General features: G+C 31.1%; 25 protein-coding genes. 9 read left to right on the forward strand and 16 right to left on the reverse strand.

Annotated elements, in window-relative coordinates:
- Positions 1 to 181 precede the first annotated feature (181 nt).
- The 7 genes from P2G10_RS10735 to P2G10_RS10765 form a co-directional block, all read right to left on the reverse strand.
- Positions 182 to 931 (reverse strand): cyclase family protein, encoded by a 750-nt coding sequence (locus tag P2G10_RS10735; protein ID WP_275316556.1) that lies wholly within the window; start codon positions 929 to 931, stop codon positions 182 to 184.
- A gap of 7 nt (positions 932 to 938) precedes the next feature.
- Complete coding sequence (gene hemW, locus P2G10_RS10740; protein WP_275316557.1) at positions 939 to 2,117, reverse strand: radical SAM family heme chaperone HemW; 1,179 nt, start codon at positions 2,115 to 2,117, stop codon at positions 939 to 941.
- Between the two features lie 6 nt (positions 2,118 to 2,123).
- Entirely contained in the window at positions 2,124 to 2,678 is a 555-nt protein-coding gene (gene ruvC / locus P2G10_RS10745; protein WP_260586291.1) for a crossover junction endodeoxyribonuclease RuvC, read from the reverse strand.
- Between the two features lie 111 nt (positions 2,679 to 2,789).
- Positions 2,790 to 3,083: a GIY-YIG nuclease family protein gene (locus P2G10_RS10750; RefSeq protein WP_275316559.1), complete on the reverse strand. Its 294-nt coding sequence runs from the start codon at positions 3,081 to 3,083 to the stop codon at positions 2,790 to 2,792.
- 190 nt (positions 3,084 to 3,273) lie between these two features.
- Positions 3,274 to 4,893, reverse strand: a complete 1,620-nt coding sequence (gene ade / locus P2G10_RS10755) for an adenine deaminase (protein WP_275316560.1) — start codon at positions 4,891 to 4,893, stop codon at positions 3,274 to 3,276.
- Between the two features lie 76 nt (positions 4,894 to 4,969).
- Positions 4,970 to 6,580, reverse strand: a complete 1,611-nt coding sequence (pckA, locus tag P2G10_RS10760; protein WP_275316562.1) for a phosphoenolpyruvate carboxykinase (ATP) — start codon at positions 6,578 to 6,580, stop codon at positions 4,970 to 4,972.
- 94 nt (positions 6,581 to 6,674) lie between these two features.
- Positions 6,675 to 7,049, reverse strand: a complete 375-nt coding sequence (locus tag P2G10_RS10765) for a DUF423 domain-containing protein (protein ID WP_275316563.1) — start codon at positions 7,047 to 7,049, stop codon at positions 6,675 to 6,677.
- Between the two features lie 81 nt (positions 7,050 to 7,130).
- Between P2G10_RS10765 and P2G10_RS10770 the strand changes: the two genes are divergently transcribed.
- The 3 genes from P2G10_RS10770 to P2G10_RS10780 all read left to right on the forward strand — a co-directional run bounded on the left by P2G10_RS10770 (position 7,131) and on the right by P2G10_RS10780 (position 10,813).
- The gene (locus tag P2G10_RS10770) at positions 7,131 to 8,501 is read left to right on the forward strand and encodes a saccharopine dehydrogenase family protein (protein ID WP_275316564.1); all 1,371 of its coding nucleotides are present in this window, start codon (positions 7,131 to 7,133) and stop codon (positions 8,499 to 8,501) included.
- A gap of 107 nt (positions 8,502 to 8,608) precedes the next feature.
- The gene (locus tag P2G10_RS10775) at positions 8,609 to 9,736 is read left to right on the forward strand and encodes a DUF748 domain-containing protein (RefSeq protein ID WP_275316566.1); all 1,128 of its coding nucleotides are present in this window, start codon (positions 8,609 to 8,611) and stop codon (positions 9,734 to 9,736) included.
- A gap of 225 nt (positions 9,737 to 9,961) precedes the next feature.
- The gene (locus P2G10_RS10780) at positions 9,962 to 10,813 is read left to right on the forward strand and encodes an alpha/beta fold hydrolase (protein WP_275316567.1); all 852 of its coding nucleotides are present in this window, start codon (positions 9,962 to 9,964) and stop codon (positions 10,811 to 10,813) included.
- 9 nt (positions 10,814 to 10,822) lie between these two features.
- Here the strand turns inward: P2G10_RS10780 and P2G10_RS10785 are convergent, their stop codons facing one another.
- From P2G10_RS10785 to P2G10_RS10800, 4 genes are all read right to left on the reverse strand, one after another.
- The gene (locus P2G10_RS10785) at positions 10,823 to 11,542 is read right to left on the reverse strand and encodes a tRNA1(Val) (adenine(37)-N6)-methyltransferase (protein ID WP_275316568.1); all 720 of its coding nucleotides are present in this window, start codon (positions 11,540 to 11,542) and stop codon (positions 10,823 to 10,825) included.
- Entirely contained in the window at positions 11,543 to 11,674 is a 132-nt protein-coding gene (locus P2G10_RS10790) for a hypothetical protein (RefSeq protein WP_275316569.1), read from the reverse strand.
- 69 nt (positions 11,675 to 11,743) lie between these two features.
- Entirely contained in the window at positions 11,744 to 12,403 is a 660-nt protein-coding gene (gene mnmC2 / locus P2G10_RS10795) for a tRNA (5-methylaminomethyl-2-thiouridine)(34)-methyltransferase MnmC2 (RefSeq protein WP_275316583.1), read from the reverse strand.
- Between the two features lie 10 nt (positions 12,404 to 12,413).
- Entirely contained in the window at positions 12,414 to 12,911 is a 498-nt protein-coding gene (locus tag P2G10_RS10800; protein ID WP_275316570.1) for a DUF4920 domain-containing protein, read from the reverse strand.
- A gap of 119 nt (positions 12,912 to 13,030) precedes the next feature.
- On the opposite strand from P2G10_RS10800, the gene P2G10_RS10805 reads away from it, so the two are divergent.
- Positions 13,031 to 14,080: a branched-chain amino acid aminotransferase gene (locus P2G10_RS10805; RefSeq protein WP_275316571.1), complete on the forward strand. Its 1,050-nt coding sequence runs from the start codon at positions 13,031 to 13,033 to the stop codon at positions 14,078 to 14,080.
- Positions 14,081 to 14,136: 56 nt separating this feature from the next.
- The gene (locus P2G10_RS10810) at positions 14,137 to 15,171 is read left to right on the forward strand and encodes a TlpA family protein disulfide reductase (RefSeq protein ID WP_275316572.1); all 1,035 of its coding nucleotides are present in this window, start codon (positions 14,137 to 14,139) and stop codon (positions 15,169 to 15,171) included.
- Positions 15,172 to 15,229: 58 nt separating this feature from the next.
- Here P2G10_RS10810 and P2G10_RS10815 read toward each other — a convergent pair whose 3' ends face one another.
- From P2G10_RS10815 to P2G10_RS10830, 4 genes are all read right to left on the reverse strand, one after another.
- Entirely contained in the window at positions 15,230 to 15,613 is a 384-nt protein-coding gene (locus tag P2G10_RS10815; protein WP_275316573.1) for a nucleoside triphosphate pyrophosphohydrolase family protein, read from the reverse strand.
- 315 nt (positions 15,614 to 15,928) lie between these two features.
- Entirely contained in the window at positions 15,929 to 16,849 is a 921-nt protein-coding gene (locus P2G10_RS10820) for an ion channel (protein WP_275316574.1), read from the reverse strand.
- A gap of 82 nt (positions 16,850 to 16,931) precedes the next feature.
- Positions 16,932 to 18,974: a dipeptidyl-peptidase 3 family protein gene (locus P2G10_RS10825; RefSeq protein ID WP_275316575.1), complete on the reverse strand. Its 2,043-nt coding sequence runs from the start codon at positions 18,972 to 18,974 to the stop codon at positions 16,932 to 16,934.
- A gap of 45 nt (positions 18,975 to 19,019) precedes the next feature.
- Entirely contained in the window at positions 19,020 to 19,580 is a 561-nt protein-coding gene (locus P2G10_RS10830; protein ID WP_275316576.1) for a DNA-3-methyladenine glycosylase I, read from the reverse strand.
- A 99-nt stretch (positions 19,581 to 19,679) separates the two neighbouring features.
- On the opposite strand from P2G10_RS10830, the gene P2G10_RS10835 reads away from it, so the two are divergent.
- Both P2G10_RS10835 and sppA read left to right on the forward strand, forming a co-directional pair.
- Positions 19,680 to 20,087: a DUF6146 family protein gene (locus P2G10_RS10835; protein WP_275316577.1), complete on the forward strand. Its 408-nt coding sequence runs from the start codon at positions 19,680 to 19,682 to the stop codon at positions 20,085 to 20,087.
- A gap of 54 nt (positions 20,088 to 20,141) precedes the next feature.
- Positions 20,142 to 21,887: a signal peptide peptidase SppA gene (sppA, locus tag P2G10_RS10840; RefSeq protein WP_275316578.1), complete on the forward strand. Its 1,746-nt coding sequence runs from the start codon at positions 20,142 to 20,144 to the stop codon at positions 21,885 to 21,887.
- 61 nt (positions 21,888 to 21,948) lie between these two features.
- Here the strand turns inward: sppA and metK are convergent, their stop codons facing one another.
- A complete protein-coding gene (metK, locus tag P2G10_RS10845) occupies positions 21,949 to 23,205 on the reverse strand; it encodes a methionine adenosyltransferase (protein WP_275316579.1) in 1,257 nt (418 codons plus the stop codon).
- Between the two features lie 314 nt (positions 23,206 to 23,519).
- On the opposite strand from metK, the gene trxA reads away from it, so the two are divergent.
- Both trxA and P2G10_RS10855 read left to right on the forward strand, forming a co-directional pair.
- On the forward strand, positions 23,520 to 23,837 hold the full coding sequence (trxA, locus tag P2G10_RS10850; RefSeq protein ID WP_218771404.1) for a thioredoxin: 318 nt from the start codon (positions 23,520 to 23,522) through the stop codon (positions 23,835 to 23,837).
- 70 nt (positions 23,838 to 23,907) lie between these two features.
- A complete protein-coding gene (locus tag P2G10_RS10855) occupies positions 23,908 to 24,831 on the forward strand; it encodes a DUF58 domain-containing protein (RefSeq protein ID WP_218771405.1) in 924 nt (307 codons plus the stop codon).
- Positions 24,832 to 24,938: the final 107 nt, after the last annotated feature.

The raw sequence follows: 24,938 nt of genomic DNA on the forward strand, positions 1-24,938 counted from the left end.
TAAAAATTGCCATTTTAGTATTAATTGAAACGTAAAACTATAAAAAAAAGAAATAGGTTTTACAAAATACTATTTTAAAACCTTATTTCATATCGATTCTAAATAAATTACTCTTAATTACTTGTTCGTTTCAAAGTAGTTCTCGACTCCACTCGAACTGACAACTATTATAAATTTATTCTTATTGAATTTTATACAAAATAGGTTTACTTGGAGTTGCATCATTTTCAAAAGGGGCAATCATTAAATTTAAAAAATATGCTCCGTCTTTTATTGATTCTTTTACATAGATAAATTCTGTAATAGTTGCATCAAAACGAATTTCATTTGCGGTATTCCAAAAAGCATTGTGCGCTAATAATTTACCTTCATCTTTTTCTTTATCTACCGAAGGTAAATCTATTAATAAATGCTTCACTCCTATTTCTTTTAAATAAGCAGCGGCTGCTTCTAATAAGTAAGGCGGGTTTGTATTTGAATAACGAGTGCTTGTTTTTTTATCAGAATTTGGGAATGTTCTAATAACAATGGCTTCTCTTACTTTATTTTTTAAAATTGCTTGTAATTGTTCTTTTGTAATTACAAAATCTCCATCCTCTAACTCCTTTGGTGTAACTGTAATAACCTCAGCTAAAAAAAAGAATTTATTTAGGTTTTTATTTACTGAATGTACTTTTTCTGTAATATGCCCAACACACTCGGTATGTGTTATGTGCGCATGCGGATTAAAAGAAATATTGTTAAAATTAACATCTGCTCCTTTAGAAACACTACCTATCCAATCACCTTCTTTTACTGGCTTAATTTCTGGTTCACCAACATACCATGCATTTATATTTTCTTTTAAAACATCTATTGAAATAGAAATATCTAAAGGTTTTGATAAATCTATTTTATGTTTTTCTGAATTGTAAATTATCTCTGCAATCATGTTTTTATTATTTAATTATAAATAATTCTGAAGCTAAACCGTCTGCCAAAAACTTTCCTTTTGGTGTTGTTTTTAATACCCTTTCGTCATTACGAGGAGATAACGACGAAGTAATCTGATTAAAACCTAAAGATTGCTCCGTTTCTCTCGCAATGACGAGTAAACCTTCATCTATAAACTTTTTTGACGAGATTAATAATTGCTCTTTAAAATCTTCATCAATTTTATTTAACGATACGCCCCAAATAGTTCGTAAGCCTGTCATTAAATATTCGTTAAACTGATCTTCTTTTGATAATTCTTCTACTTCATTCGGAAGATTACCTTGCTGAAGTTCCTTTATATATTTTGCATTGTTGGCAACATTCCAACTACGATGCGTTTTACTAAACGAATGCGCAGACGGACCGATACCAATATATTTTTTACCCAACCAATAACTTGTGTTGTGTTTCGAAAAGTAATCCGCTTTTCCGAAATTTGAAATTTCGTAATGTATAAATCCGTTTTTAGCTGTTTCTGCTACTAAAATATCAAAATGTTCTTTTGCTACCGTTTCATCAGGTGCTGGATATTTCCCATTTTTAACAAAGCTATCCAACACTGTTTTTGGCTCAACTGTTAATGCGTAGCTTGAGATATGATTTACGCCAAAACCGAACGCTATTTGTAAATTCTCTTTCCATCGTTCGTTACTCATATTCGGAACACCGTAAATTAAATCGACAGTAATATTATCAAAATGGCGGGTCGCCATAGATAAACATTCTTTTGCCTCTTTAGCCTTATGCGCACGATTCATACTTTTTAAATCTTCTTCAAAAAAAGATTGCACGCCAATACTTAATCTGTTTATAGGTGATTCTGCTAATTCTAAAATTTTTTCTTCGGATAAATCATCCGGATTGGCCTCTAAAGTAATCTCAGGGTTTTCAATTACCTTATAATTCTGATGAATTGCTTTTAATAAGGTTTCTATTTCTTCTTTCGATAATAACGACGGAGTTCCGCCACCAAAATAAATAGTTTCTATCGTTTCGTTTGCTAATTCTTCTTTTCTGATTTCAAGCTCTTTTACCATAAACGAAACTAGTTCGTCTTTCTTTTGTAAAGAAGTAGAGAAATGAAAATCGCAATAAAAACATGCTTGCTTGCAAAACGGTATATGTATATAAATTCCTGCCAAATTAAATTACTTTTTAACTCGTTTTTCGTTTTGCTTCACAAAACTTGCCCAACCAGTATAATTTTTACCACCTACAACCCTTCCTGAATTATAATGATGACAAACCGCTGCGGCTAAACCATCAGTTGCATCTAAATTTTTAGGTAAGGTCTTTAAATTCAATAAGGATTTTAGCATTAAAGCAACTTGCTCTTTACTAGATTTTCCGTTACCTGTAATTGCCATTTTAATTTTTAGTGGTGCATATTCTGTTACTGGTATTTCACGTGACAATGCTGCTGCCATCGCAACTCCTTGTGCGCGTCCAAGCTTTAACATCGATTGTACATTTTTACCAAAAAAAGGTGCTTCTAAAGCTACTTCATCAGGTTTATACGTATCTATCAATTCAATTGTACGTTCAAAAATTAATTTTAGTTTTAAATAATGATCATCGTATTTTTTTAAAATCAATTCATTCATTTGAACGAATTCCATTTTTTTTCCCACCACTTTTATAATTCCGAATCCCATGATAGAAGTTCCGGGGTCAATTCCTAAAATAATTTTCTCTGTCTTCAAATTTTAATTTCTATAAAGCTAAACTAATCAATTAAATAATGATTTTATTAAGTATGGTATAATTCATAAAACTACTAATTTTTCAATAGTTAAAAACCTAAACACATATTTTTACCTATGCTGTTTACTCTTGTCATTCCCGAGAAATCGGTTTTCTATCAATTCCACTTTCCAATTTCGATTCCATTTTTTTAGTTGTTTCTCTCTTGATATCGCTTCTTCTATGTTTTGAAACATTTCAAAATACATCAGTTTATTTACATTATATTTTTGTGTAAAACCTTTTTTAGCACCATCTTTATGTTCAAATACTCTTCGTTGTAAATCATTTGTTACACCAATATATAAAGTACCTCTTATCTTACTTGCTAAAATATAGACATAATATTGATGATTTGTTTTCATTTATTTACACGCTATAGATTCCCGATTTCTCGGGAATGATAAATAAAAAATGTTTTTAGTGCTATTAATTACTAAGATAGTATTTAAAAAAAACTATCAATATTAATTTACCCCAAGAATTCTATTAAACAGGAATATTTATATAATGATCAACATTAAAAAACAGCATTAAAACTTCTTTAATAGATTACTAAACTTCTAAAGAAGTAAACTTAAATGTATTTCCGTCAAACAATCCTTTATCAGATAGTTTTAACGCTGGTATTACCAACAATGCCATAAAAGATAAACTCATATATGGTGCTCGTAATTTACTTCCCATTTGTTTTGCCATTGCATCTAATTCTGCATACGCTTTACCTATTTCTTCTGCGGGTTTATCAGACATGATTCCCGCTACAGGTAATGAAACTATTTTTTCTTCGGATGCCGTTACTGCACAAACTCCACCTTTATTAGCTATCAATAAATTTACAGCCTTACAAATAGCTTCATCTGAAACACCAACTGCTATAATGTTATGAGAATCGTGCCCAACTGAACTAGCTATTGCTCCTTCTTTTAATCCGAAGTTTTTTATAAATGCGATTGATGGCTCAGCATTTTTATAACGATTTACAACCGTCATTTTTAATACATCAGTTTCTGTGTTAGAAACTAAATTACCCTCTTTTATCAAAGCATCAGCTTCAACTTCATTCGTTACTAGTTCACCATCTAAAGCTTCAATAACTCTAATTTTTGTTGCGGTAGATTTAAATTCAAAATCAACTACTTCCTTTTTATCTGTATTAAAATTATTCAACACTTCGAAAGGAACTGACTTTACAAACGACTTTCCGTTTTCAGCAATCAACTCTCCGTTAATATAGGTTTGTAAAACATTAAAACTCTTTAAATCTTTAACTACAATAAAATCCGCATCATCCCCTTGTTCTAACAAACCAACATCTAAATTATAGTGTTTTACAGGATTTATACAAGCTGCCTGTAAAACTTTAAAAACATCAATGCCTTTTGCTACCGCACGCTCACATAACTCATTCAAATGACCTACTAATAAATCATCTGGATGTTTATCATCAGAGCAAAACATCATATTTTCGAAATGCTCAGGTAATAAATCAATCAATGCTTCGAAATTTTTCGCAGCACTTCCTTCACGAATAATTACTTTCATTCCTTTCTGAAGCTTCTCTAAAGCTTCATCATAACTAAAACATTCGTGGTCGGTAGAAATTCCTGCCGATATATATTTTGTAACATCATCACCTCTTAAACCTGGCGCATGACCGTCAATAGGTTTATTATTATTTTTTGCATGCTGAATCTTTTTTAAAACCTCTTCATCATCAAACAAAACCCCAGGATAATTCATCATTTCTGCTAAATATTTGATATCAGGATTTTCTAGCATCAATTTAATATCCTCAGAATCGATAATTGCGCCTGCACTTTCAAAAGATGTTGCGGGTACACAACTTGGTGCACCAAAATTAAATTTTAACGGAACTTTCTTTCCGTTTTCAATCATAAAATCGACTCCTTTTACCCCTAAAACATTTGCTATTTCATGCGGATCAGAAACAGTGGCAACCGTACCATGAACAACTGCTATTTTAGCAAATTCTGAAGGTACTAACATTGAACTCTCAATATGAATATGTGCATCTACAAAACCAGGAATAATATAATTCTCTACAGCGTTATTTTTTTCCCTTACTGCTGTTATTTTTCCGTTTTCAACCTCAACTTCTCCTTTGTAGATTCGTTTGTTTTGTATGTCAACTATATTTCCTTGTACAATCATGCTATTAGTTTTAAAGCTACAAAAATAGGTAGTATTTGCGCATAAAAAAAGCATCCTTTCGGATGCTTTTAATTATTTATTTTTTAACATTTGGTGGTCCTCCTGCTAAAATTTCAGCGTTTGCATTTTCTTCAAACTTCTTAAAGTTTTCTCTAAATGAATCTGCTAATTTGTGTGCTGTTTTATAATACTCTTCATCATTATCCCAAGCTTTTCTTTGGCTTAACATTTCAGAAGGCACTCCTGGACATTGTCTTGGTTGTGCTAAACCAAATACTGAATGTGTGTGGTAATTTTCTTCGTTTACATCTCCTAAAGCTCCGCTTAATGCTGCATTAATCATAGCACGCGTGTACTTTAATTTCATTCTGTGACCAATACCGTAAGGACCTGCTGTCCATCCAGTATTTACCAACCAAACATTTACATCTGACTCCTTCATTTTTTCGCTTAACATTTCTGCATAACGAGTTGGGTGTAACGGCATAAATGGTGCGCCGAAACAAGCTGAAAAACTTGGTAATGGCTCTGTAACACCTGCTTCTGTACCTGCAACTTTAGCTGTATAACCAGAAATAAAGTGATATGCTGCTTGACCTGGTGTTAACCTAGATATTGGAGGCAATACTCCGAAAGCATCTGCAGTTAAGAAAAATATATTTTTAGGATTTTTTCCTGTTGATGGCGTTTGAATATTTTCGATATGATGTATCGGATAACTTACACGTGTATTTTGTGTAATTGACGTGTCATGAAAATCTACATTTCCTTCAGCATCCATTACAACGTTTTCTAAGATCGCTCCTCTTTTAATCGCTGCGTGAATTTCTGGCTCTTTATCTTTAGATAAGTCGATTACTTTTGCGTAACAACCACCTTCAAAATTAAAAACAGTGTTTTCAGAAGTCCAACCATGTTCGTCATCACCAATCAAACTACGTTTTGGATCTGTAGATAAAGTTGTTTTCCCTGTACCTGACAATCCAAAGAAAATAGCTGTATCACCTTTTTCACCAACGTTTGCAGAGCAGTGCATTGGTAACGTATTTTTAAATACCGGTAAGATAAAGTTTAATGCAGAAAAAATTCCTTTTTTAATTTCACCAGTATAACCGGTTCCACCTATTAAAGCAACCTTTCTTTCGAAGTTTAAAATAGCAAAATTGTGTTGACGAGTTCCATCAACTGCTGGATCTGCCATAAAACCTGGTGCATTAATTACAGTCCACTCAGGAGAAAAATCTTTTAATTCTTCCTCAGTTGGACGTAAAAACATGTTGTGAGCAAACATGTTACTCCAAGGATATTCGTTTACAACTCTAATATTTAGCTTATAATCCTCATCTGCACATGCATAGCTATCACGCACAAAAACCTCTTTATTAGAAAGGTAGTTCGTTACTTTATCGTAAAGTTTATCGAATTTTGCAGAATCGAAAGGTATGTTTATATCTCCCCACCAAATTTCATCTTTTGTAATATCGTCTTTAACGATAAAACGATCCATTGGTGAACGACCTGTAAACTCTCCTGTTTTAACTGCTAATGCACCAAAACTAGTATTTACACCTTGTTCTTTTTTTATAGTAGTATCTTGTAATTCGTCTGAAGTTAATTGATAACGAATCGTAGCGTCCTTAATACCTAAGTTATCTAATGATATCGTTTTCTTATCAATATTTGTCATCTTAAATTAATTTAGTTGTGTTTAATTTCTCACAAAAATAGAACTTTTTGATTAAAATCATTCCTCATTGAAAAGTTTTATCAACTATTATTGATTAATAACTTTTTTTTAAGAAATGAAAAACCATCAAAGACCAACCTATAATTAGCATAACTCCTCCTAACGGAGTTACAAACCAAATTGATTTTGCAGGCACCTCTAACAAGTGTATTGCGTAAATTGAGCCTGAAAAAAGCAATATTCCACCAATTACAAATAAACTAATAGCGTTTTTCTGTTTCAATGTAAACTCCTTAAACGTATTTATAAACAGTAATAATAAAACATGAATAAACTGATATCTTACTGCTGTTTCAAAGCTTTGTATTGCTTCTTCGCTTAATGTTGCTTTTAATGCGTGCGCACCAAAAGCTCCTAAAATTACTGCGATGCCTCCTAATACGGATGCTATTGTTAAATTTTTATACATTTACGTTCTTTTTGTTTAAAATTAAACTTTTTTAGCGATATTGTGCTTTTAAATTTTTAAGACAACAAAAGTACATTATAAATGAGAAAAATATTAATTATTGGCGCTGGTAGATCTTGTTCATCTCTTATAAAATATTTATTAGATAAATCTGCACAAGAAAACCTACATATAACTATTGGTGATGTTTCTATAGAAAATGCTAAAAACCAAATTAACAACCATAAAAATGCAACGGCTGTTGTATTAGATGTTTTTAATGCAGCACAACGTGTTGATGCTATTAAAAATGCCGACATCGTTATCTCGATGCTTCCTGCTCGTTTTCATATCGAAGTAGCAAAAGATTGTGTTACTCACAACAAACATATGGTTACAGCTTCGTATGTTTCTGATGAAATGAAAGCTTTAGATACTGAAGTTAAAGAAAAGGGATTAGTGTTTATGAATGAGATCGGTTTAGATCCAGGGATTGATCATATGAGCGCAATGCAAATAATTGATAAAATTCATGATGAAGGTGCAAAAATGCTACTTTTCGAATCTTTTACTGGTGGATTAGTTGCCCCTGAAAGTGACACTAATTTATGGAATTATAAATTTACATGGAACCCAAGAAATGTTGTATTAGCAGGGCAAGGAGGTGCCGCAATGTTTATTCAAGAAAACACCTATAAATACATACCATATCACAAACTTTTTAGAAGAACCGAATTTTTAAACATTGATGGTTACGGGAAATTTGAAGGCTATGCAAACCGAGATTCTTTAAAATACAGAAGTATTTATAATTTAGAAAACGTACCAACAATGTATAGAGGTACGATTAGAAAAGTTGGTTTTTCTAGAGCTTGGAATGTATTTGTTCAGCTAGGTATGACAGATGATTCTTACACTATTGAAGACTCTAAGAACTTAAGCTACCGCGATTTTACTAATTTGTTTTTAGCGTATTCTCCTACGGATTCTGTTGAATTAAAATTCCGTTCTTATCTAAAAATAGATCAAGATGATATCATGTGGGATAAATTTTTAGAGTTAGATATTTTTAATGCTGATAAAAAAGTAAGTCTTTCAAACGCAACTCCTGCCCAGATATTACAGGAAATATTATCAGAAAAATGGACGCTTGAAGCTGCCGATAAAGATATGATTGTAATGCACCATAAATTTGGTTATGAACTTAACAATGAAAGATATCAAATAGAAAGTAGTATGGTTATTAAAGGTGATGATCAAACTTATACAGCAATGGCAAAGACTGTTGGTTTACCTGTTGCAATGGCTACTTTACGTATTTTAAATGAAGACATTACAACTCCTGGGGTTCAGTTACCTATTACAAAAGAAGTATATGCGCCTATTTTAAAGGAACTAGAGGACTACGGAATTACTTTTGTAGAGAAAAAAGTGCCCTATCTAGGCTACAACCCAGAAACTATAAAGGGATAAATTAAACTTGATACTGTATTTATTTTCTAATAACTTAGCTAACTATTACTATTGATATGGCGAATTAAAATTCGCCATATCATTAAAGCCTTTAATATTATTTGAAAATGAAAAACAAAGTAAAAAAACCAATTCATAAAAGAAAACGTTACATAATTCCTGCAACCTTAATTGTATTATTGATAAGTTTTAGACTCTATTTACCAACATTAGTTAAAAACTATGTCAATGAAAATTTAGCAGAAATACCTGGTTTTTACGGTCAGGTTAAAGAAATCGATATTTCTTTATATCGCGGCGCTTATGTTATTCATGGATTGTATTTAAATAAAGTAAACGCCAAAACACAAGTACCTTTTTTAAAATTCCTAAAAACTGATATTTCTGTAGAGTGGAAATCTTTATTTGAAGGAGAAATTGTAGCAGAAATAATAATGGATAATGCAGAAATTATCTATGTATTCGAAGATCAAGAAACAACTCCTGAAGAAGGAATAGCAGACGTAGATGATTGGACTAAAGTTTTAACAGATTTAGTTCCTTTAAAAATAAATCGTTTTGAGATGCACAACGGAAAGTTTGCCTTTGTACAATTATCCGCAGACCCAAACATTGATTTATCAATTAGTAAAGTTGAACTTACTGCTAAAAACTTACGCAATGTTGCCGAAAAAGGAAGAACGTTACCATCGACCATAAATATTACAGGAGTTTCATTTGGTGGCGGAGATCTAAAACTTGATGGAAAAATGAATATTATAAAAGAGATACCAGATATGGATATCGCTTTTTCTCTTAAAAATGCAGATGCTAAAGCATTAAATGATTTTACAAATTTTTATGCCGGCATAGACTTTGAAAGTGGTAAAGCAGAACTATATAGTGAAATAGCAATCGCAGACGGATATTTAAAAGGGTACATGAAGCCACTTCTTACAAATAGCAAGTTTATAGGCAAAGAAGATGGTTTTTTAGAAACACTATGGGAAGGTTTTGTTGTCTTTTTTAAAACCATATTAAAAAACCACAGCACAGATACAATTGCTACAGAAATTCCGATTGAAGGTGACTTAAATAATGTTAAAGCCGGAATTTTCCCCACTATTGGAGGTATCTTCAAGAATGCTTGGATTAACGCCTTTAAAGGAGAAACTGATGGATCTATAGAATTTAAAGACGCTTTTAAAGAAGATAAAGAGCCTTCTTCAAAAGAAAAAAATGAAAATGAAAAATAATCTTTATAAGCTACACTTTACAGAAAGTAATTAAGGATTACTCTACTAAGAATTAGAAAAAAGACATCAATATATAAATGTCTTTTCATTTAACATCAAAAAATTAAGTAATAAATATAACTTGATTTTTAAATATATTAAAGTTAGTTTTGCACCCCCTGATTTTCATTAATTAAAACAATATCAAATCCTTAACACCATTTAATTAAATTTTTAAAATCAATAATGAAAAAATCAACACTTTTCTTAATCACTATTTTTGCTTTAATTTTTCAACCTAAAACAACAACTGCACAAAACAATTTTAAAACTCCTTATGGTAACAATAAAGAAGTTGGTAAATATGTTAAAATAAATGGCGCTAAAATTTATTATGAACAATACGGAAAAGGAGAACCGTTATTAATAATACATAGTTGTGGTACCGATATTAAAGCGATGGAATATCAAATTGATTATTTTAAAGACAAATACAGAGTAATTGCTGCTGATAGTAGAGGACAAGGAAAATCAGAATTAAAAACAAAGACTTTAACATATCTTAAAATGGCAAAAGATTTAGAAGGTCTTGCCAAGCATTTAAACTTAACTTCTATAAACATTCTTGGCTGGAGTGATGGTGGAATTATTGGTTTAAAAATGGGGATTAGAAACAAAGTGAAAATTAACAAAATTGTTACTATGGGGCCGAATTTAAGATTCGATAAAACTGCCGTTAACGACTGGGCTATTCAGCAAGTTAAAGACATGCATGCTGAAACCTTAAAAATGATAAAAAAGGGCGACACTTCTAAAAACTGGAAAAAAGAATTACTATTAGATGAATTACTTTTAAATCAACCTGATATTAGTCACGCTGATTTACAAAAAATAACGGCACCTGTATTGATAACAATCGGTGATAGAGATATTATTAAAAATCAACACGCTGTTGAGATTTTTAATAACATTAAAAAATCTCAATTATGTATTGTTCCAGGTGCAAACCACGGAATACCTCGTAATAGTGCAAAAAATTTTAATGAAATAGCTGAGAAATTTCTAACAAACGATTTTGATTACAGCGATAAAAACTAATTGTAAAAATTACATTTTTAAATAAAAATCTTTTGTAAGATTAATATAGGCATCAGTATACTGGTGCCTTTCTTTTTCTATAACTAAATTTTCTTTTATTATCTCTTTTTGCTCAAAAGAGAAAGACAGTAAACTTCTTTTTACTTCGGTATTTTCGTTACCTTTTACATAGCAAACTTTACTTAAAAACAAGTTACAAGTATTCGCAAGTTTCAAAAAATTCTCTTCTTCTTTAAAAGGAATAACAACAGAAAAAACACCTTGCTTAGATAAAATTTTAGAAACCCCAGTTAGCAATTCTTCAAAAGTTAGAGATGAAGTAAAGCGGGCTTTATTACGAGCTTCGTTTTCAGTCTCAAAATCATCCGTATAAAACGGCGGATTAGAAACAATAACATCGTACTGCTCTTCCTCTTCTTCCATTTCTTCTACAAAATGATTGAAAGAGGCGTTATAACAAAACAAACGATCTCCCCAATCTGATTGCTCAAAGTTCTCTACTGTTTGTTCATAAGCATTCTCATCGATTTCGACAGCATCAATAGTCATTGCATCACTTCGTTGTGCTAACATTAATGCAATAACACCTGTGCCTGATCCGATATCTAAAATAGCATCTGGATATTCTCCTAAAGAACACCAAGCACCTAGTAAAACGGCATCTGTACCAATTTTCATGGCTGTTTTATCTTGATTTACTGTAAATTCTTTAAATTTAAATGGTTTCATTTAGAAAAATCTTCCGATTATTTTATCTGCATTAAAAAACAAGTACAATACAACAGCTAACACTAGCATTAAGTACAATCCTTTTTTTGGTTTTGTTTCTTTATTATTACCAAAACGTCTTTTAAATTTCATTTTTATTATATTTTATAATGAACAATAGTTTTACCAATATACTCTGCTCCTAAAATGAGCAAAATAATTTTAATTTGTAGGTTTTGTTGCTCGCAACATTTCTCTTTTTCCTGGAGGCCCAGGCAAACGCACCACTGTAAACCCTACCGCTTGCATTGCTCTACGCACACTTCCTTTTGCTGAATAAGTAACTAAAATTCCGTTTTCTTTTAAAGCTTCAAACATACGTTTAAAGATATCTTCTGTCCATAAATCTGGTTGATGTTCTGCTCCGAATGCATCAAAATATACTAAATCAAAAGCTTCTTCATCTTCTATATCTTTAAAAAACTGCTGACGCTTTGTTAAATAAAAGTCTTTCGTAATTTCATGTTTATCTTCCCAAGATAGCGAATGCATTTTATCGAAAACCGCTTGTTTACTTGTTACCTTTAACTCAGCAACATAATTTAGCTTTGCAACTTCGCCACTTACTACTGGGTAGGCTTCTACACCTACATAATTAACTGTTTTATCACTTTCTAAAAAAGTGATAAAACAGTTTAAACCTGTACCAAAACCTATTTCTAAAATAGAGATTTCTGATTTATTTTGCAGCGCCAATCCGCTTTTTATAAAAACATGATATGCTTCTTGTATTGCACCATGTTTAGAATGATAATGTTCGTTCCAGTCTGGTAAATGGATCGTTGTAGATCCATCTGAGGTAATTATAATTTCTCGTTTAATAATAAAATATTTATTTCATTAATACTCCGTGCGCTAAAAAAGCATATTCTTTTTTAGGTGTTGTTATTTTTTCTATTTCTTCTTTTGTCTTACCTGCATCTTCTGCATAATGACGTAATTCTTCAACAGGTGTTTCTTTTACGAACGCTTTTCCTTCAACAATAACCTCACTTCCTTGGCTATCTAAAGGCATAAAAAAACCATAATCTTTAAATTTTACCATTGTTTTTTTATCCGCCGCAGGCAAAACCATCCAACATCCTTTTTTTGTACACACCTCATCTATTTTAGAAACAAACTTTACATTTATAGTGTCTCCTATTTTTAAAGCATCAAACTTTGCAGACATTTGTGCTTCTGAAAGCGTATTGGCACTTTCTATTTTTTCACCAAACGATGCATATCCAGTTTTAACGGTTTCATTTTCTTTTACTCCTTGTTTCTTTTCTGCTTTACAAGCTATTAATAAGAAACTTAAAAACAGGCAATAAGTTAGTATTCTTTTCATTATCAAAAGATTAAAATTAATTTATAGCAAATATAATTATAATTAGTGAAGTGGTTACTTTTAACAAATCTTTATGTTCTTGTTTTAGTATCTTTGCAGCACTGCAAAAACAGGTTTTTATGAACATAGATATTCAGCAAATAGCACAAACAAAAATAGCTTCAGTAGATTTTAACAACTTAACTTTTGGTCGCACATTTTCGGACCACATGTTTGTTTGTGATTTTTCTGATGGAGAATGGAAAAACCCTACAATAAAGCCTTATGGCCCAATGTTGTTTGAACCATCGGCTAGAGTATTTCATTATGGACAAGCTGTTTTTGAAGGTATGAAAGCTTTTAAGGATGATAATGACGATGTTTTTTTGTTTAGACCTGAAGATAATTTTGATAGAATAAATGCTTCTGCAAATCGTTTAGCAATGCCATCTGTACCTAAAGAGGTGTTTTTAGAAGGATTAAACGCTCTTTTAAAGTTAGATAAAGAATGGATAAAAAAAGGATTAGGTAACTCTCTTTATATACGTCCATTTATAATTGCTACCGAAGGTGCTATCGCAGCTTCACCTGCCGACGAATATAAATTTATAATTATATGTTCGCCTGCTCAATCATACTATGCTGGTGAAGTTAGAGTTTTATTTGCCGAAGAGTATAGCCGATCTGCAAATGGTGGTGTTGGTTTCGCTAAAGCTGCAGGTAACTATGCTGCACAGTTTTACCCTACACAATTGGCAAATAAAGAAGGTTTTCAACAAATAATTTGGACAGATGCTGATACGCACGAGTATTTAGAGGAAGCTGGTACCATGAATATCTTTTTTAGAGTTGGTGATACGTTAATTACAACACCTACTAATGATCGTATTTTAGACGGAATTACTCGTAAATCTATCATACAGCTAGCTGAAGACAATAATATTGAAGTAGAGGTTCGTAGAGTATCTGTAGCTGAAATTAAAGAAGCTGCTCGCTTAGGTGAATTAAAAGAAATTTTTGGTTCAGGAACTGCAGCTGTTATAAACCCTATAAAAGGATTTAAACACCAAGAAGATGTGTTTGAACTACCTAATATTAATGATTCTTATGCTACTCTTTTTAAAGAAAAGCTTGTAAACATACAATATAATAAAGCCGAAGACAAACACAATTGGAGAGTTAAGATTTAAGGTTCATCAAAAAAAAACTATCTTAGTAATTCAGAATCAGATTTTTAAAAAATTATATGGGAGGAATTAAAAATATTATACCAGCTTTATTATCTATTATTGTAGGTTTTGTTTTGTCTTTTTTTGTTTTAAATACTTATTTCAATACAACTGAAAAAGTAGATAAACCAGAAACAGTTACCGAAACAATAGAAGAGCCTAAAGAAGAAGCTATTATAGTAGAGGATGAAAATGAAGGTGAAGTAATTGAAGATGAATCAACTATAGATACTGAGAGTGAAGACGAGGCTGCTATTGATATCGAAACTGAAAATAAAGATAAAGCGCCAACAGAAATCGAAACAGAAGATGAAGTTGTAGAAACAGATAGTGCTACAGAAGATGAAAGCACGCCTTTAGAAACTATAAATATAGATGATATTCAGAACAGTTTTGACAACTGGAATAGTTACAACAAAAGAAACATCGACTTAATGTCAACCTTTAATCCTCTTGATAATATGGGAGCTATTATGGATAAAGGAATGTTTTTAACACTGTTAAGAACAGGTGGCTATATTGCTGTTAAATCTGAAAAGGAAGGGAAGATTCAATATCAATTAACAAATATTGAAGGAGATGATCAGGAAAAAATAAAAAAATCAATTGTAAGTAAAGCTACAATTGCGCATCAGTATTTTAAAATGGAAGGTAAAAAACTTCCTAGTTATGATTTTGTTGATTTAAAAGGTAAATCTCATAACAAAGCAGATACTAAAGGAAAAATAGTTGTTTTAAAATGTTGGTTTATTACCTGTAAAGTTTGTGTTGAAGAGTTTCCTCAGCTAAACAATTTGGTAGATAAATATAAAGACGACAATATTGAGTTTATTAGTTTAGCTTTTGATGAAAAAGATAAATTAATTGAATTCCTAAAAACAAAACCTTTTAAATATGTTACTGTACCAAATCAAAAAAAGTACATGGCTAAGAAATTAAAAGTAAAACAATACCCAACACACCTTATTGTAGGTGCTAACGGTGTTATTATTAAAATGGTTAACAATGTAAAAACCTTAACGTCAGAATTAGAACGTATTTTAGGTAAGTAACGGACTATATAATATTGCAAAAAAAAAGTTCCTCATTTAAAAATGAGGAACTTTTTTATTATTCTAAAATCTCTTTTATATTTGGTTTAAAGTAATTTGGACCTTTTAAAACTTTACCATCTTCACGATAAATAGGATTACCATCTTCATCCAACTTACTCATATTACTTCGCTGAATTTCATTAAAAACTTCTTCTATTTTATCTTGCATTCCGTGTTCTATAATCGTTCCGCATAAAATATATAGCATATCTCCCAAAGCATCAGCAACCTCAACTAAATCATTGTTTTTAGCAGCTTCTAAATACTCTTCATTCTCTTCTTTCATCAACTCAAATCGCAACTGTTTTCTATCGTCTGTAATAGCAACCGTTGGTTTATTTTGAATATTTAATTTAAACGCTGAATGAAATTCATGCACTGCTTTTATTTTGTTCTTCATTTTAAATAATTTTAGTTCATTTATATTTTAATTACACTCGAATAATTAGTTTAATTTTCTCCATTATAAAATCATTCTTTAACTTTGCTAAAAATATAATTTCATGTTTAATCTTATCGCTGTAAAAATGTTTACCCCTGGTAGAATTGTTTTTGCTAGTATATTTGTTATCGCTTTTATTATTTTAATGTTTTACAGCTACAAAAAAGATGCAAAAAACAATAAAAAATATTACAAAAATTCCGCTATATATGTAACCATAGGTATTTTGAGTTTAATTGCTCTTTTATTTTTTGCTAAATTTCTGATTAAAGGTTAATCCATTTTTTCTACCTCGCTTAATTTATCATGATTTAAGATTGTAAAACCTTCTTCATCAAAATAAGAGGAAGATGCATATTTTACATCTATTTCTAAATTAGAAAAATTGTATGACGTTGCTTGATACACATTTTGCCCAAAAGATTCTTCGTAATATTTAAGTAAAATATACACTTGCCCGTCCATTTTTTTTATTTGCTCTTTTGTATATTTAGATAACGGGCTTTCTTTACCTATCTCATGTACAACCGTCCAAATAGTTGGCAAATACATTATACTATCTCTTTCTAGTTTTAATTGATAAAATTCTCGTTTATAAACCCCTTTATTATCTTCTTCATTTAAAACCAAAGTGACTTTAATTTCAGGCTCAATCATTACCGTTTTTCGATTATTCATTAACCGAAACATTAATGCCTTGTGCTCTTTAAAATTTCTTAATACTAAATTATCACTAAAACGAATAGCTGCTTTTGGTTTAGAAAACCGGCCATACAAGAGTCCCGTTATAAAAGAAAAGGATAACAAACCTAACATTGCCTCAAAAGAAGCTACTATATTAGATGCTATTCCTTGCGGAGCAATTCCACCATAACCAACTGTTGTTAACGTTTGTGCACTAAAAAAGAATCCGTTTAAAAAATCATACAGAAAAAACTCATTTGGCTGTGTAATTTCTTCAATACCTATTAAAGTATATACGAGACCAAAAAATACATTTAAAAAAGTGTACCCTAAAAAAACTAAAAAGAAAAACTTTCCCCAAGACATTTCAACAAAGTAGGTATATAAATCATCTATATTAACGTTTTTGTTTACATGAATTACATTAGAACTTCCGTCTTTATTAATAAGACCTCTACTGTTTTCTTGGGAATTATAACCCAATCCTGGATCTTTAATTTTTCTTGCCATTACATTATTTTACTTTGTAAAAATACAAAAACCGATTCTTTATTAAAGAATCGGTTTTTCATGAATTAATTAAACTAATTACTTAGTTTTTTACTGATAAAAAATTATAATTCTTAGCATAAAATTTCATTTGCTCTTCAAAAGTTTTTGGTTGTGTAACTTTTACATTTGTAATATTACCTTCTTCATCTACTTCTGTTATTAAAACAGGGTTTACAAATCCGCTATAAGCTGCGTCAGGAAATTTCTCATTTCTCTGTTTCACTTCCTTATGAATATCTTTATTTACCTTAACACCATAGCCTTCTACTAATGCTTTGGCTGCTTCAAAATCTCCTTCCGATTTAATTCTTTGTGCTTCTTTTAATAAACGACCAAAAATTTCACGAAGTTTCATATAATCATTTACAACAAAGTATATTTTACCGTCTTTAGTAACCTTTTCAATTACATTATCTTTCTTTCCTTGCTCAAAAGACCAAGCTGAAACCCATTGACGATTTACCATATGATCTTCCTCAATATCATCACCTAAATTAATACGAATTAATTGAGTCATTAACCCATTTCTAATATACCCGTCATAAGCTGCTTTACCTACTTTTTCCCAATCGCTTACCAAACCTAATTCTTGCAATTTAGGATCCATTAAGTAATACAAGCCAACTAAATCTGCTCTACCCTCTTCCATTGTAGATGCATAGTTTTTTAATGTTTCTTTTGGTTGTCCAACTCCTTCATTTATCTGACCCGAAGCATGACCAATTACCTCATGTAAAGCAGTGTGTAACTTATCTGCTAATTTTCCGTGTTCAAGTTCTAATTTCACTTCCTCTTCACTATACGCAAACTCTTTTAATCTACCAGAACCACCAGCATTGTTATAAGCGCCAATAATATTCCCTAATGAAACTGATTTAGAACCGTGCTCTTGGCGAATCCAATTATTATTTGGTAAATTCACTCCAATTGGTGTACTTGGCGATGCATCACCAGCTTCACCTGCAACATTTACTGTTTTATAAGAAACTCCTACTACGTTTTTCTTTTTATGATTTTCATCTAACGGAGAATTATCTTCAAACCATTGCGCGTTGTCAGATAAAACTTTCATCTTTTTAGACATGTCAAAATCTTTAATTTGCACAACTGTTTCGTAAGAACCTCTATATCCTTTAGGATCATTATACACTTCTATAAAGCCGTTTATCCAATCAATATTTCCTTCTGTTGACGTAGCCCAAGAAATACAATATTTATCCCAAACATCTAAACTTCCTGTTTTGTAGTATTCTATCAACAACCCTAAAGTTTCTGCTTGCTTTTCGTTTTCTGCAACACCTTGAGCCTTCTCTAACCAATACACAATTTTATCGATCGCAGTTCCATACATTCCGCCCGATTTCCATACTTTTTCTACTAATTTTCCGTTTTCACGAACTAATTTAGAGTTTAATCCAGCTTCTATCGGTTGTCCTTTTGGTCCTTTATATGCTGTTTTATAAAAAGTTTCAACATCTTTACTTGTAATATCTGGTCCGTAAAAATTAATTGCTGACGCTAACACATTATCAACTCCTGCCTTTTTATTTACTTTTTTAGCATCTTTTTCATTAAAAATAACTTCTAATGCTTCTGCAGATAAAGTAACATTCACTTCTTTTAATAAACCAACTAAATAATCTTTAGAAAAAGTAGGCTTAATTTTATCGTTAGAATAATGGTGATGAATTCCGTTTGAAAACCAAACACGCTTTAAATAAGTGGTAAATTTTTTAAAGTCTTCCGAGCTTTTATCTCCTTTATAATTAGTGTTTACGTTTTCTAAAGCAGTTCTAATCTCTAAGTTATGACGGTAGTTTTGATCCCACATAATATCACGACCCGATAAACCAGCTTGCGTTAAATAGTACACTAACTTTTTTTCTTTTAAGGTTAATTCCTCAAACCCCGGAATTTGATATCTTAAAACTTTTATATCCGCAAATTGCTCAACCTCATGGTTAAACTTCGCTTCCGTTTTTACCTCTTCTTTTGTTTCTTTAGCTTCTTTTTTATTTTCCACTCCACAAGAAACCAATAAGCTAACTGCAGTTGCAGTATAAAGCATTTTTCTTAATTTCATTTTTATAGTTTTAAATTGATTTTTCAGTTGATAAATGTACAAATTTTAAATTTCGTTATGTCTAAAACAATCGGTTGTATGATCGTTCACCATACCAGTAGCTTGCATATAAGCATACATAACCGTAGAGCCTACAAACTTGAATCCGCGTTTTTTTAAATCTTTTGATATTTTATCTGACAATGCTGATGTTGCAGGTACATCTTCTCGCTTATCGAAAGTATTTTTAATTGGCTTGCCATCAACAAATCCCCAAATATATTTCGAGAAAGAACCAAATTCTTTTTGGACTTCTATAAAAAGCTGCGCATTAGAAATTGCCGATTTAATTTTTAATTTATTTCTTATAATTCCAACATTTTGCAACAATTCGTTATACTTATCTTCATTATAAACTGTAATTTTCTTATAATCAAAATCATCAAATGCTAATCTAAAATTTTCTCTTTTCTTTAAAATGGTAATCCAACTTAAACCTGCCTGAAAGGTTTCTAAAATCAAAAACTCAAATAAGGCTTTATCATCGTAAACGGGAACGCCCCACTCTTTGTCGTGATACGCTATATATAACGGATCATCACTCACCCAAAAACATCTTTTCTTCATTTTCTTGTCTTTAAAGTTGAAAATTACTGTTAAACAAACTAAAAATCAATGAAAAACGGAATAATTTTTGCAACTTTATAGGTATCTAATTTACAGATTATGAAAACTTTAAAATATTTTTCGACAGTAATCATCTTAATAATTTCCTTTTATGCTTGTGGATCTTCATCTATAAAAAATAAAACTACCGTAAAAGAAGCACCTGTTGTTATTAAAAATGACAGCTTAGAGTATGAAATTACAATTATTGACATTGGCTTTACAACTTATTTAAATACCATTGCAAGGCCGCCAGGATTTCATTCTCAGTTTTATTTAGAAAACAAAAACCGTTTGTATGTTTCTGTATGGAATTCTAGAGTTAACAACCCTATTAATTTTAACACCAACATCTACGAGAACATCATTGACTATAACCAAAATGTTAATTACGGCTATGATGTGAACTATAAACTTTTTAATTATTTTGAGTTTGCACAACGTAAATACCGAATGACTTTACGCTAAAAAATAAATGATCTTGTAAAAATGTATATTTGCCAAAAAAATTAACAGCACAATATGAAGTTTTTACGAAATTTACTAGCATCAATTCTTGGTTTTTTTATTGCCATCTTTTTAATATTTGCCTTTTTTATTGCCATTGCCTCTGTTGTTGGTTCTGACGAAGAAATTGTCGTAAAATCGAATTCTGTTTTAGAATTAGATTTATCTGCAACCATAAAAGATTATGCTCCTAAAGACGATAATCCGTTAGCCGAAATTTTAGAGTTAACTGATGAAAAACTAGCTTTAAATAAAATAATAAATGCTATCGAAAACGCTAAAACAGATAGCAATATTAAAGGAATCAGTATTAAAACAGCATTAGTAAACGCTGGTGTAGCACAAACGCAAGCCATCAGAAATAAAATTGAAGAATTTAAAGATAGTGGTAAATTTGTGTATGCCTACAACGATGTATATTCACAAAAAAACTATTATTTAAGTTCGGTTGCCGATAGTTTATTTTTAAACCCTGTTGGTGCTATTGATTTTAAAGGTTTATCTACCGAAGTTTTATATTATAAAGATTTTGAAGATAAATACGGAATTAAAATGGAAGTGATTCGTCACGGAAAATACAAAAGTGCGGTTGAGCCATATTTAACGAATAAGATGAGTGATGCTAACCGAGAGCAAACTACTTCGCTTTTAAAATCTATCTGGTCAGAAATTACAGACGATATTAGCAAAAGTAGAAACATAACTACCCAACAATTAAATTTAATTGCTGATAATGCCAATGGTAGAAACGCAATAATGGCTAAAGACCATAAATTAATTGATGCAATTATTTATGAAGATGAATACGAAGCAAAACTAGCTTTAAATGATGATAAAAAAACAAACACAATCTCTTTAGCTGATTATATTAAATCTGGAAAAGGACGAATTTCTTCTACCGCAAAAAACAAAATTGCTGTAATTTATGCACAAGGAGAAATAATGTATGCTGAAGGAAATGAAAATATTATTGGTCAAGGAATTATAAACAAAGCATTACGAAAAGCAAGAAAAGATAAAAATGTAAAAGCAATTGTTTTACGTGTTAATTCACCAGGAGGTAGCGCTTTAGCTTCTGAATTAATTTGGCGTGAATTAGAATTAACAAAAAAAGAAAAACCTTTAGTAGTTTCTATGGGTAACGTTGCTGCTTCTGGCGGATATTATATTGCTTGTAATGCTGATAAAATATTAGCAGAACCTACTACAATTACTGGATCTATAGGTGTTTTTGGAGCCATTCCAAATTTCAACAAATTTGCAGACAACATTGGTATTAATGCCGAGCAAGTATCTACAAACAACAACCCTAACTATAGTGTTTTTGAACCTATGGATAAAAAATTCTATGACGTTACCAAAGAAGGTGTAGAACAAATCTATACTACTTTTGTAAACCGTGTTGCAACTGGTCGTAACATGACTTTCGTACAAGTAAATGAAATTGCACAAGGAAGAGTTTGGACAGGTAAAGAAGCGCTTGAAAATGGTTTAATTGATAAATTAGGGAACCTAAATGATGCGATTAAAATTGCAGCTGAATTAGCAAAAGTAGAAACATATAAAGTTCGTAATTACCCTAATTATAAAAAAGACTTAAAGGAAGCTTTAAGCTTTTCTCCTTTTGCAAAAGTGTCTAAAGAAGAAATTCTAAAAGAAACGTTAGGTGACGAAAATTACCAACTATACAACAACGTCAATCAGATGAAAAAGTTAAAAGGAATTCAAGCTAGAATGCCTTATATTCTTCAAATAAAATAAGCTTACAAAAAAAGCCTTGACAATGTCAAGGCTTTTTATTATAAGTAATTCCTAATGGTTTTTATAAACCGAAACTCTCTTTTACTTTCGCTACATAATCTAGCTTTTCCCAAGTAAATGTTTCAATTTCTCGCTCAACAGTTTCTCCCATTGGGTTAGAAAATGTTACTGTTTTCTTTTCTGGTGTTCTTCCCATATGCCCGTAAGCAGCAGTTTCTGAATAAATAGGTGATCTTAGCTTTAAACGTTGTTCGATAAAGTATGGACGCATATCAAAAATAGTTTCTACTATTTTACTTATTTCTCCGTCTGTTTTATCAATCGTTGCAGTACCATATGTTTCTACATTAATACTTGTTGGCTTTGCAACACCAATAGCATAAGAAACTTGCACTAAAACTTCTTTACATAATCCTGCAGCAACTAAATTCTTTGCAATATGACGTGTTGCATAAGCTCCAGAACGATCTACTTTAGATGGATCTTTTCCTGAAAATGCTCCACCACCGTGTGCTCCTTTTCCTCCATAAGTATCTACAATAATTTTACGTCCTGTTAAACCAGTATCTCCATGAGGGCCACCAATTACAAAAACTCCTGTTGGGTTAATGTGGTACGTAATACTATCAGTAAATAATTTTTGAATATTAGTAGGCAATTTAGCTATAACTCTAGGTATTAAAATCGAAACAATATCAGTCTTGATTTTAGCTAACATTACATCATCATCTGCATCAAAATCATCATGCTGCGTAGAAATAACAATCGCATCAATTCTTTGCGGTACATTATCATCAGAATACTCAATAGTTACCTGAGATTTCGCATCTGGTCGTAAATAAGTAATATCGCTATTCTCTCTGCGCAACTCAGCTAACTCAATTAACAAACGATGAGACAATTCTAATGCCAATGGCATATAGTTTTCAGTTTCATCGGTTGCGTAACCAAACATCATTCCTTGATCTCCTGCTCCTTGATCTTCTGGATTTGCTCTTACAACACCTTGGTTAATATCTGGTGATTGCTCATGAATTGCAGAAAAAACTCCACAAGAACTACCATCAAACATATATTCGCTTTTGGTATACCCTATTTTGTTAATTACATCTCTTGCAATTTGCTGAACATCTAAATATGTTTTAGATTTCACTTCTCCTGCCAACACTACCTGGCCTGTGGTAACTAATGTTTCACAAGCAACTTTCGATGTAGGATCAAAAGCTAAAAAATTATCGATTAAAGCGTCAGAAATCTGATCAGCTATCTTATCCGGATGTCCCTCAGAAACACTTTCTGAAGTAAATAAATATGACATAAAAATTCTTTTTAAAAAATTAAATAAAAGAAAAACTTGGATTGCTTGGTCGCTTAAAGGAGTAGATAATTACTGCTTTAGCATTTTATTTATGAACTCGCGTTCAAAGAGGTTGCAATCAGTCAAATTTTTCCTCAAAATTATACTGCAAAGTTATGCATTATTTAACACACAGAAAAACAAACGGCTAAGGAAATAGAAACTATTGATGCTACAATAATAAAAAGTAATTTTCGTAAAATTGTTTTGGTGATTTTTTTGATTACTTTTGTAATGTAAAAAATAAGACATTAACTTAATTAAAACATAACAAAATGGCATTAGAAATTACAGATGCAAACTTCGAAGAAGTAGTATTAAAATCAGACAAACCAGTATTAGTTGATTTTTGGGCAGCTTGGTGTGGACCTTGTAGAATGGTTGGGCCAATTGTAGATGAAATTCATACTGAATACGACGGTAAAGCAGTTGTTGGTAAGGTTGATGTTGACAACAATCAAGAATTTGCAGCTAAATATGGTGTTAGAAACATACCTACTGTATTAATCTTTAAAAACGGAGAAGTTGTAGACAAGCAAGTTGGTGCAGCTCCTAAAAAAGCATATACTGATAAAATTGATGCCGCTATATAAATAGTGCATTCATAATATATTATTAAAAAAGGTTTGGCTAACGCTAAACCTTTTTTTATTTTAGAGCTATATGATTGATTTAAACAATACTTCATCAGAAATAAAAAACTTAGAGCTACTTGCCAAACAAGTTGTTGAAGGTTTTATTACCGGAATGCATAAAAGTCCGTTTCACGGATTCTCTGTAGAGTTCTCAGAACACAAACTATATAATAAAGGAGAAAGCACCCGCCATATAGATTGGAAGTTATTTGCAAAGACCGAAAAACTATATATTAAGAAGTACGAAGAAGAAACCAATTTACGTTGTCATTTAATTATAGACAATTCTGCCTCGATGCACTACCCTATTCTAAAAAACCAATCTATACATAATTTAAACAAAATTGGTTTTTCTGCAGTTGCTGCTGCATCGTTAATAGAAATTTTAAAAAAACAACGAGATGCGGTAGGTTTAAGTATTTATTCTGACACTTACGAATACTATGCTCCAGAAAAAGGAAGCGAGCGTCACCGTAAGATGTTATTAAACCAATTAGAAAGTTTACTTACCTCCAATTCTAAAGCATCAACAGAAACCTATAAGTATTTGCATGAAATTGCAGAAAACATTCACAGACGTTCTTTAATTTTTCTTTTTACAGATATGTTTCAAACATCAAAAGATGACGAAGAACTTTTCGATGCCTTAAAACACTTAAAATTTAACAAACACGAAGTGATATTGTTTCATACTTATGATAAAAAAACAGAATTTTCATTCAATTTCGACAATAAACCTAAAAAATTTATTGATGTAGAAACTGGAGATGAAATAAATTTACATGCCGAGAATGTACAAGAAGATTACACAAATTTAAGCTCTAAATTTTTCAATAATCTAAAAAACAAATGCTTACAATATAAAATAGATTATATACCTGTTGATATAAATGAAGGGTACAATAAAGTACTAACTGCTTATCTTATCAGCAGACAAAAAAAATATAATTAATTTCTTTTTTATTTAATAAAAGGTCTTATATTTGCAACCGCTTAGAGCAATTAGCAACGGTCTGGTAGTTCAGCTGGTTAGAATACCTGCCTGTCACGCAGGGGGTC

Source organism: Tenacibaculum bernardetii (assembly GCF_029125915.1).
Lineage (GTDB): Bacteria > Bacteroidota > Bacteroidia > Flavobacteriales > Flavobacteriaceae > Polaribacter > Polaribacter bernardetii.

Excerpts from the sequence above, each read along its gene's own strand:
- P2G10_RS10735 (WP_275316556.1), bottom strand. The coding sequence starts at position 931 with ATGATTGCAGAGATAATTTACAATTCAGAAAAACATAAAATAGATTTA.
- P2G10_RS10750 (WP_275316559.1), bottom strand. The coding sequence starts at position 3,083 with ATGAAAACAAATCATCAATATTATGTCTATATTTTAGCAAGTAAGATA.
- ade (WP_275316560.1), bottom strand. The coding sequence starts at position 4,893 with ATGATTGTACAAGGAAATATAGTTGACATACAAAACAAACGAATCTAC.
- pckA (WP_275316562.1), bottom strand. The coding sequence starts at position 6,580 with ATGACAAATATTGATAAGAAAACGATATCATTAGATAACTTAGGTATT.
- P2G10_RS10765 (WP_275316563.1), bottom strand. The coding sequence starts at position 7,049 with ATGTATAAAAATTTAACAATAGCATCCGTATTAGGAGGCATCGCAGTA.
- P2G10_RS10770 (WP_275316564.1), top strand. The coding sequence starts at position 7,131 with ATGAGAAAAATATTAATTATTGGCGCTGGTAGATCTTGTTCATCTCTT.
- P2G10_RS10775 (WP_275316566.1), top strand. The coding sequence starts at position 8,609 with ATGAAAAACAAAGTAAAAAAACCAATTCATAAAAGAAAACGTTACATA.
- P2G10_RS10780 (WP_275316567.1), top strand. The coding sequence starts at position 9,962 with ATGAAAAAATCAACACTTTTCTTAATCACTATTTTTGCTTTAATTTTT.
- P2G10_RS10785 (WP_275316568.1), bottom strand. The coding sequence starts at position 11,542 with ATGAAACCATTTAAATTTAAAGAATTTACAGTAAATCAAGATAAAACA.
- P2G10_RS10790 (WP_275316569.1), bottom strand. The coding sequence starts at position 11,674 with ATGAAATTTAAAAGACGTTTTGGTAATAATAAAGAAACAAAACCAAAA.
- P2G10_RS10800 (WP_275316570.1), bottom strand. The coding sequence starts at position 12,911 with ATGAAAAGAATACTAACTTATTGCCTGTTTTTAAGTTTCTTATTAATA.
- P2G10_RS10805 (WP_275316571.1), top strand. The coding sequence starts at position 13,031 with ATGAACATAGATATTCAGCAAATAGCACAAACAAAAATAGCTTCAGTA.
- P2G10_RS10810 (WP_275316572.1), top strand. The coding sequence starts at position 14,137 with ATGGGAGGAATTAAAAATATTATACCAGCTTTATTATCTATTATTGTA.
- P2G10_RS10815 (WP_275316573.1), bottom strand. The coding sequence starts at position 15,613 with ATGAAGAACAAAATAAAAGCAGTGCATGAATTTCATTCAGCGTTTAAA.
- P2G10_RS10820 (WP_275316574.1), bottom strand. The coding sequence starts at position 16,849 with ATGGCAAGAAAAATTAAAGATCCAGGATTGGGTTATAATTCCCAAGAA.
- P2G10_RS10825 (WP_275316575.1), bottom strand. The coding sequence starts at position 18,974 with ATGAAATTAAGAAAAATGCTTTATACTGCAACTGCAGTTAGCTTATTG.
- P2G10_RS10830 (WP_275316576.1), bottom strand. The coding sequence starts at position 19,580 with ATGAAGAAAAGATGTTTTTGGGTGAGTGATGATCCGTTATATATAGCG.
- P2G10_RS10835 (WP_275316577.1), top strand. The coding sequence starts at position 19,680 with ATGAAAACTTTAAAATATTTTTCGACAGTAATCATCTTAATAATTTCC.
- sppA (WP_275316578.1), top strand. The coding sequence starts at position 20,142 with ATGAAGTTTTTACGAAATTTACTAGCATCAATTCTTGGTTTTTTTATT.
- metK (WP_275316579.1), bottom strand. The coding sequence starts at position 23,205 with ATGTCATATTTATTTACTTCAGAAAGTGTTTCTGAGGGACATCCGGAT.
- trxA (WP_218771404.1), top strand. The coding sequence starts at position 23,520 with ATGGCATTAGAAATTACAGATGCAAACTTCGAAGAAGTAGTATTAAAA.
- P2G10_RS10855 (WP_218771405.1), top strand. The coding sequence starts at position 23,908 with ATGATTGATTTAAACAATACTTCATCAGAAATAAAAAACTTAGAGCTA.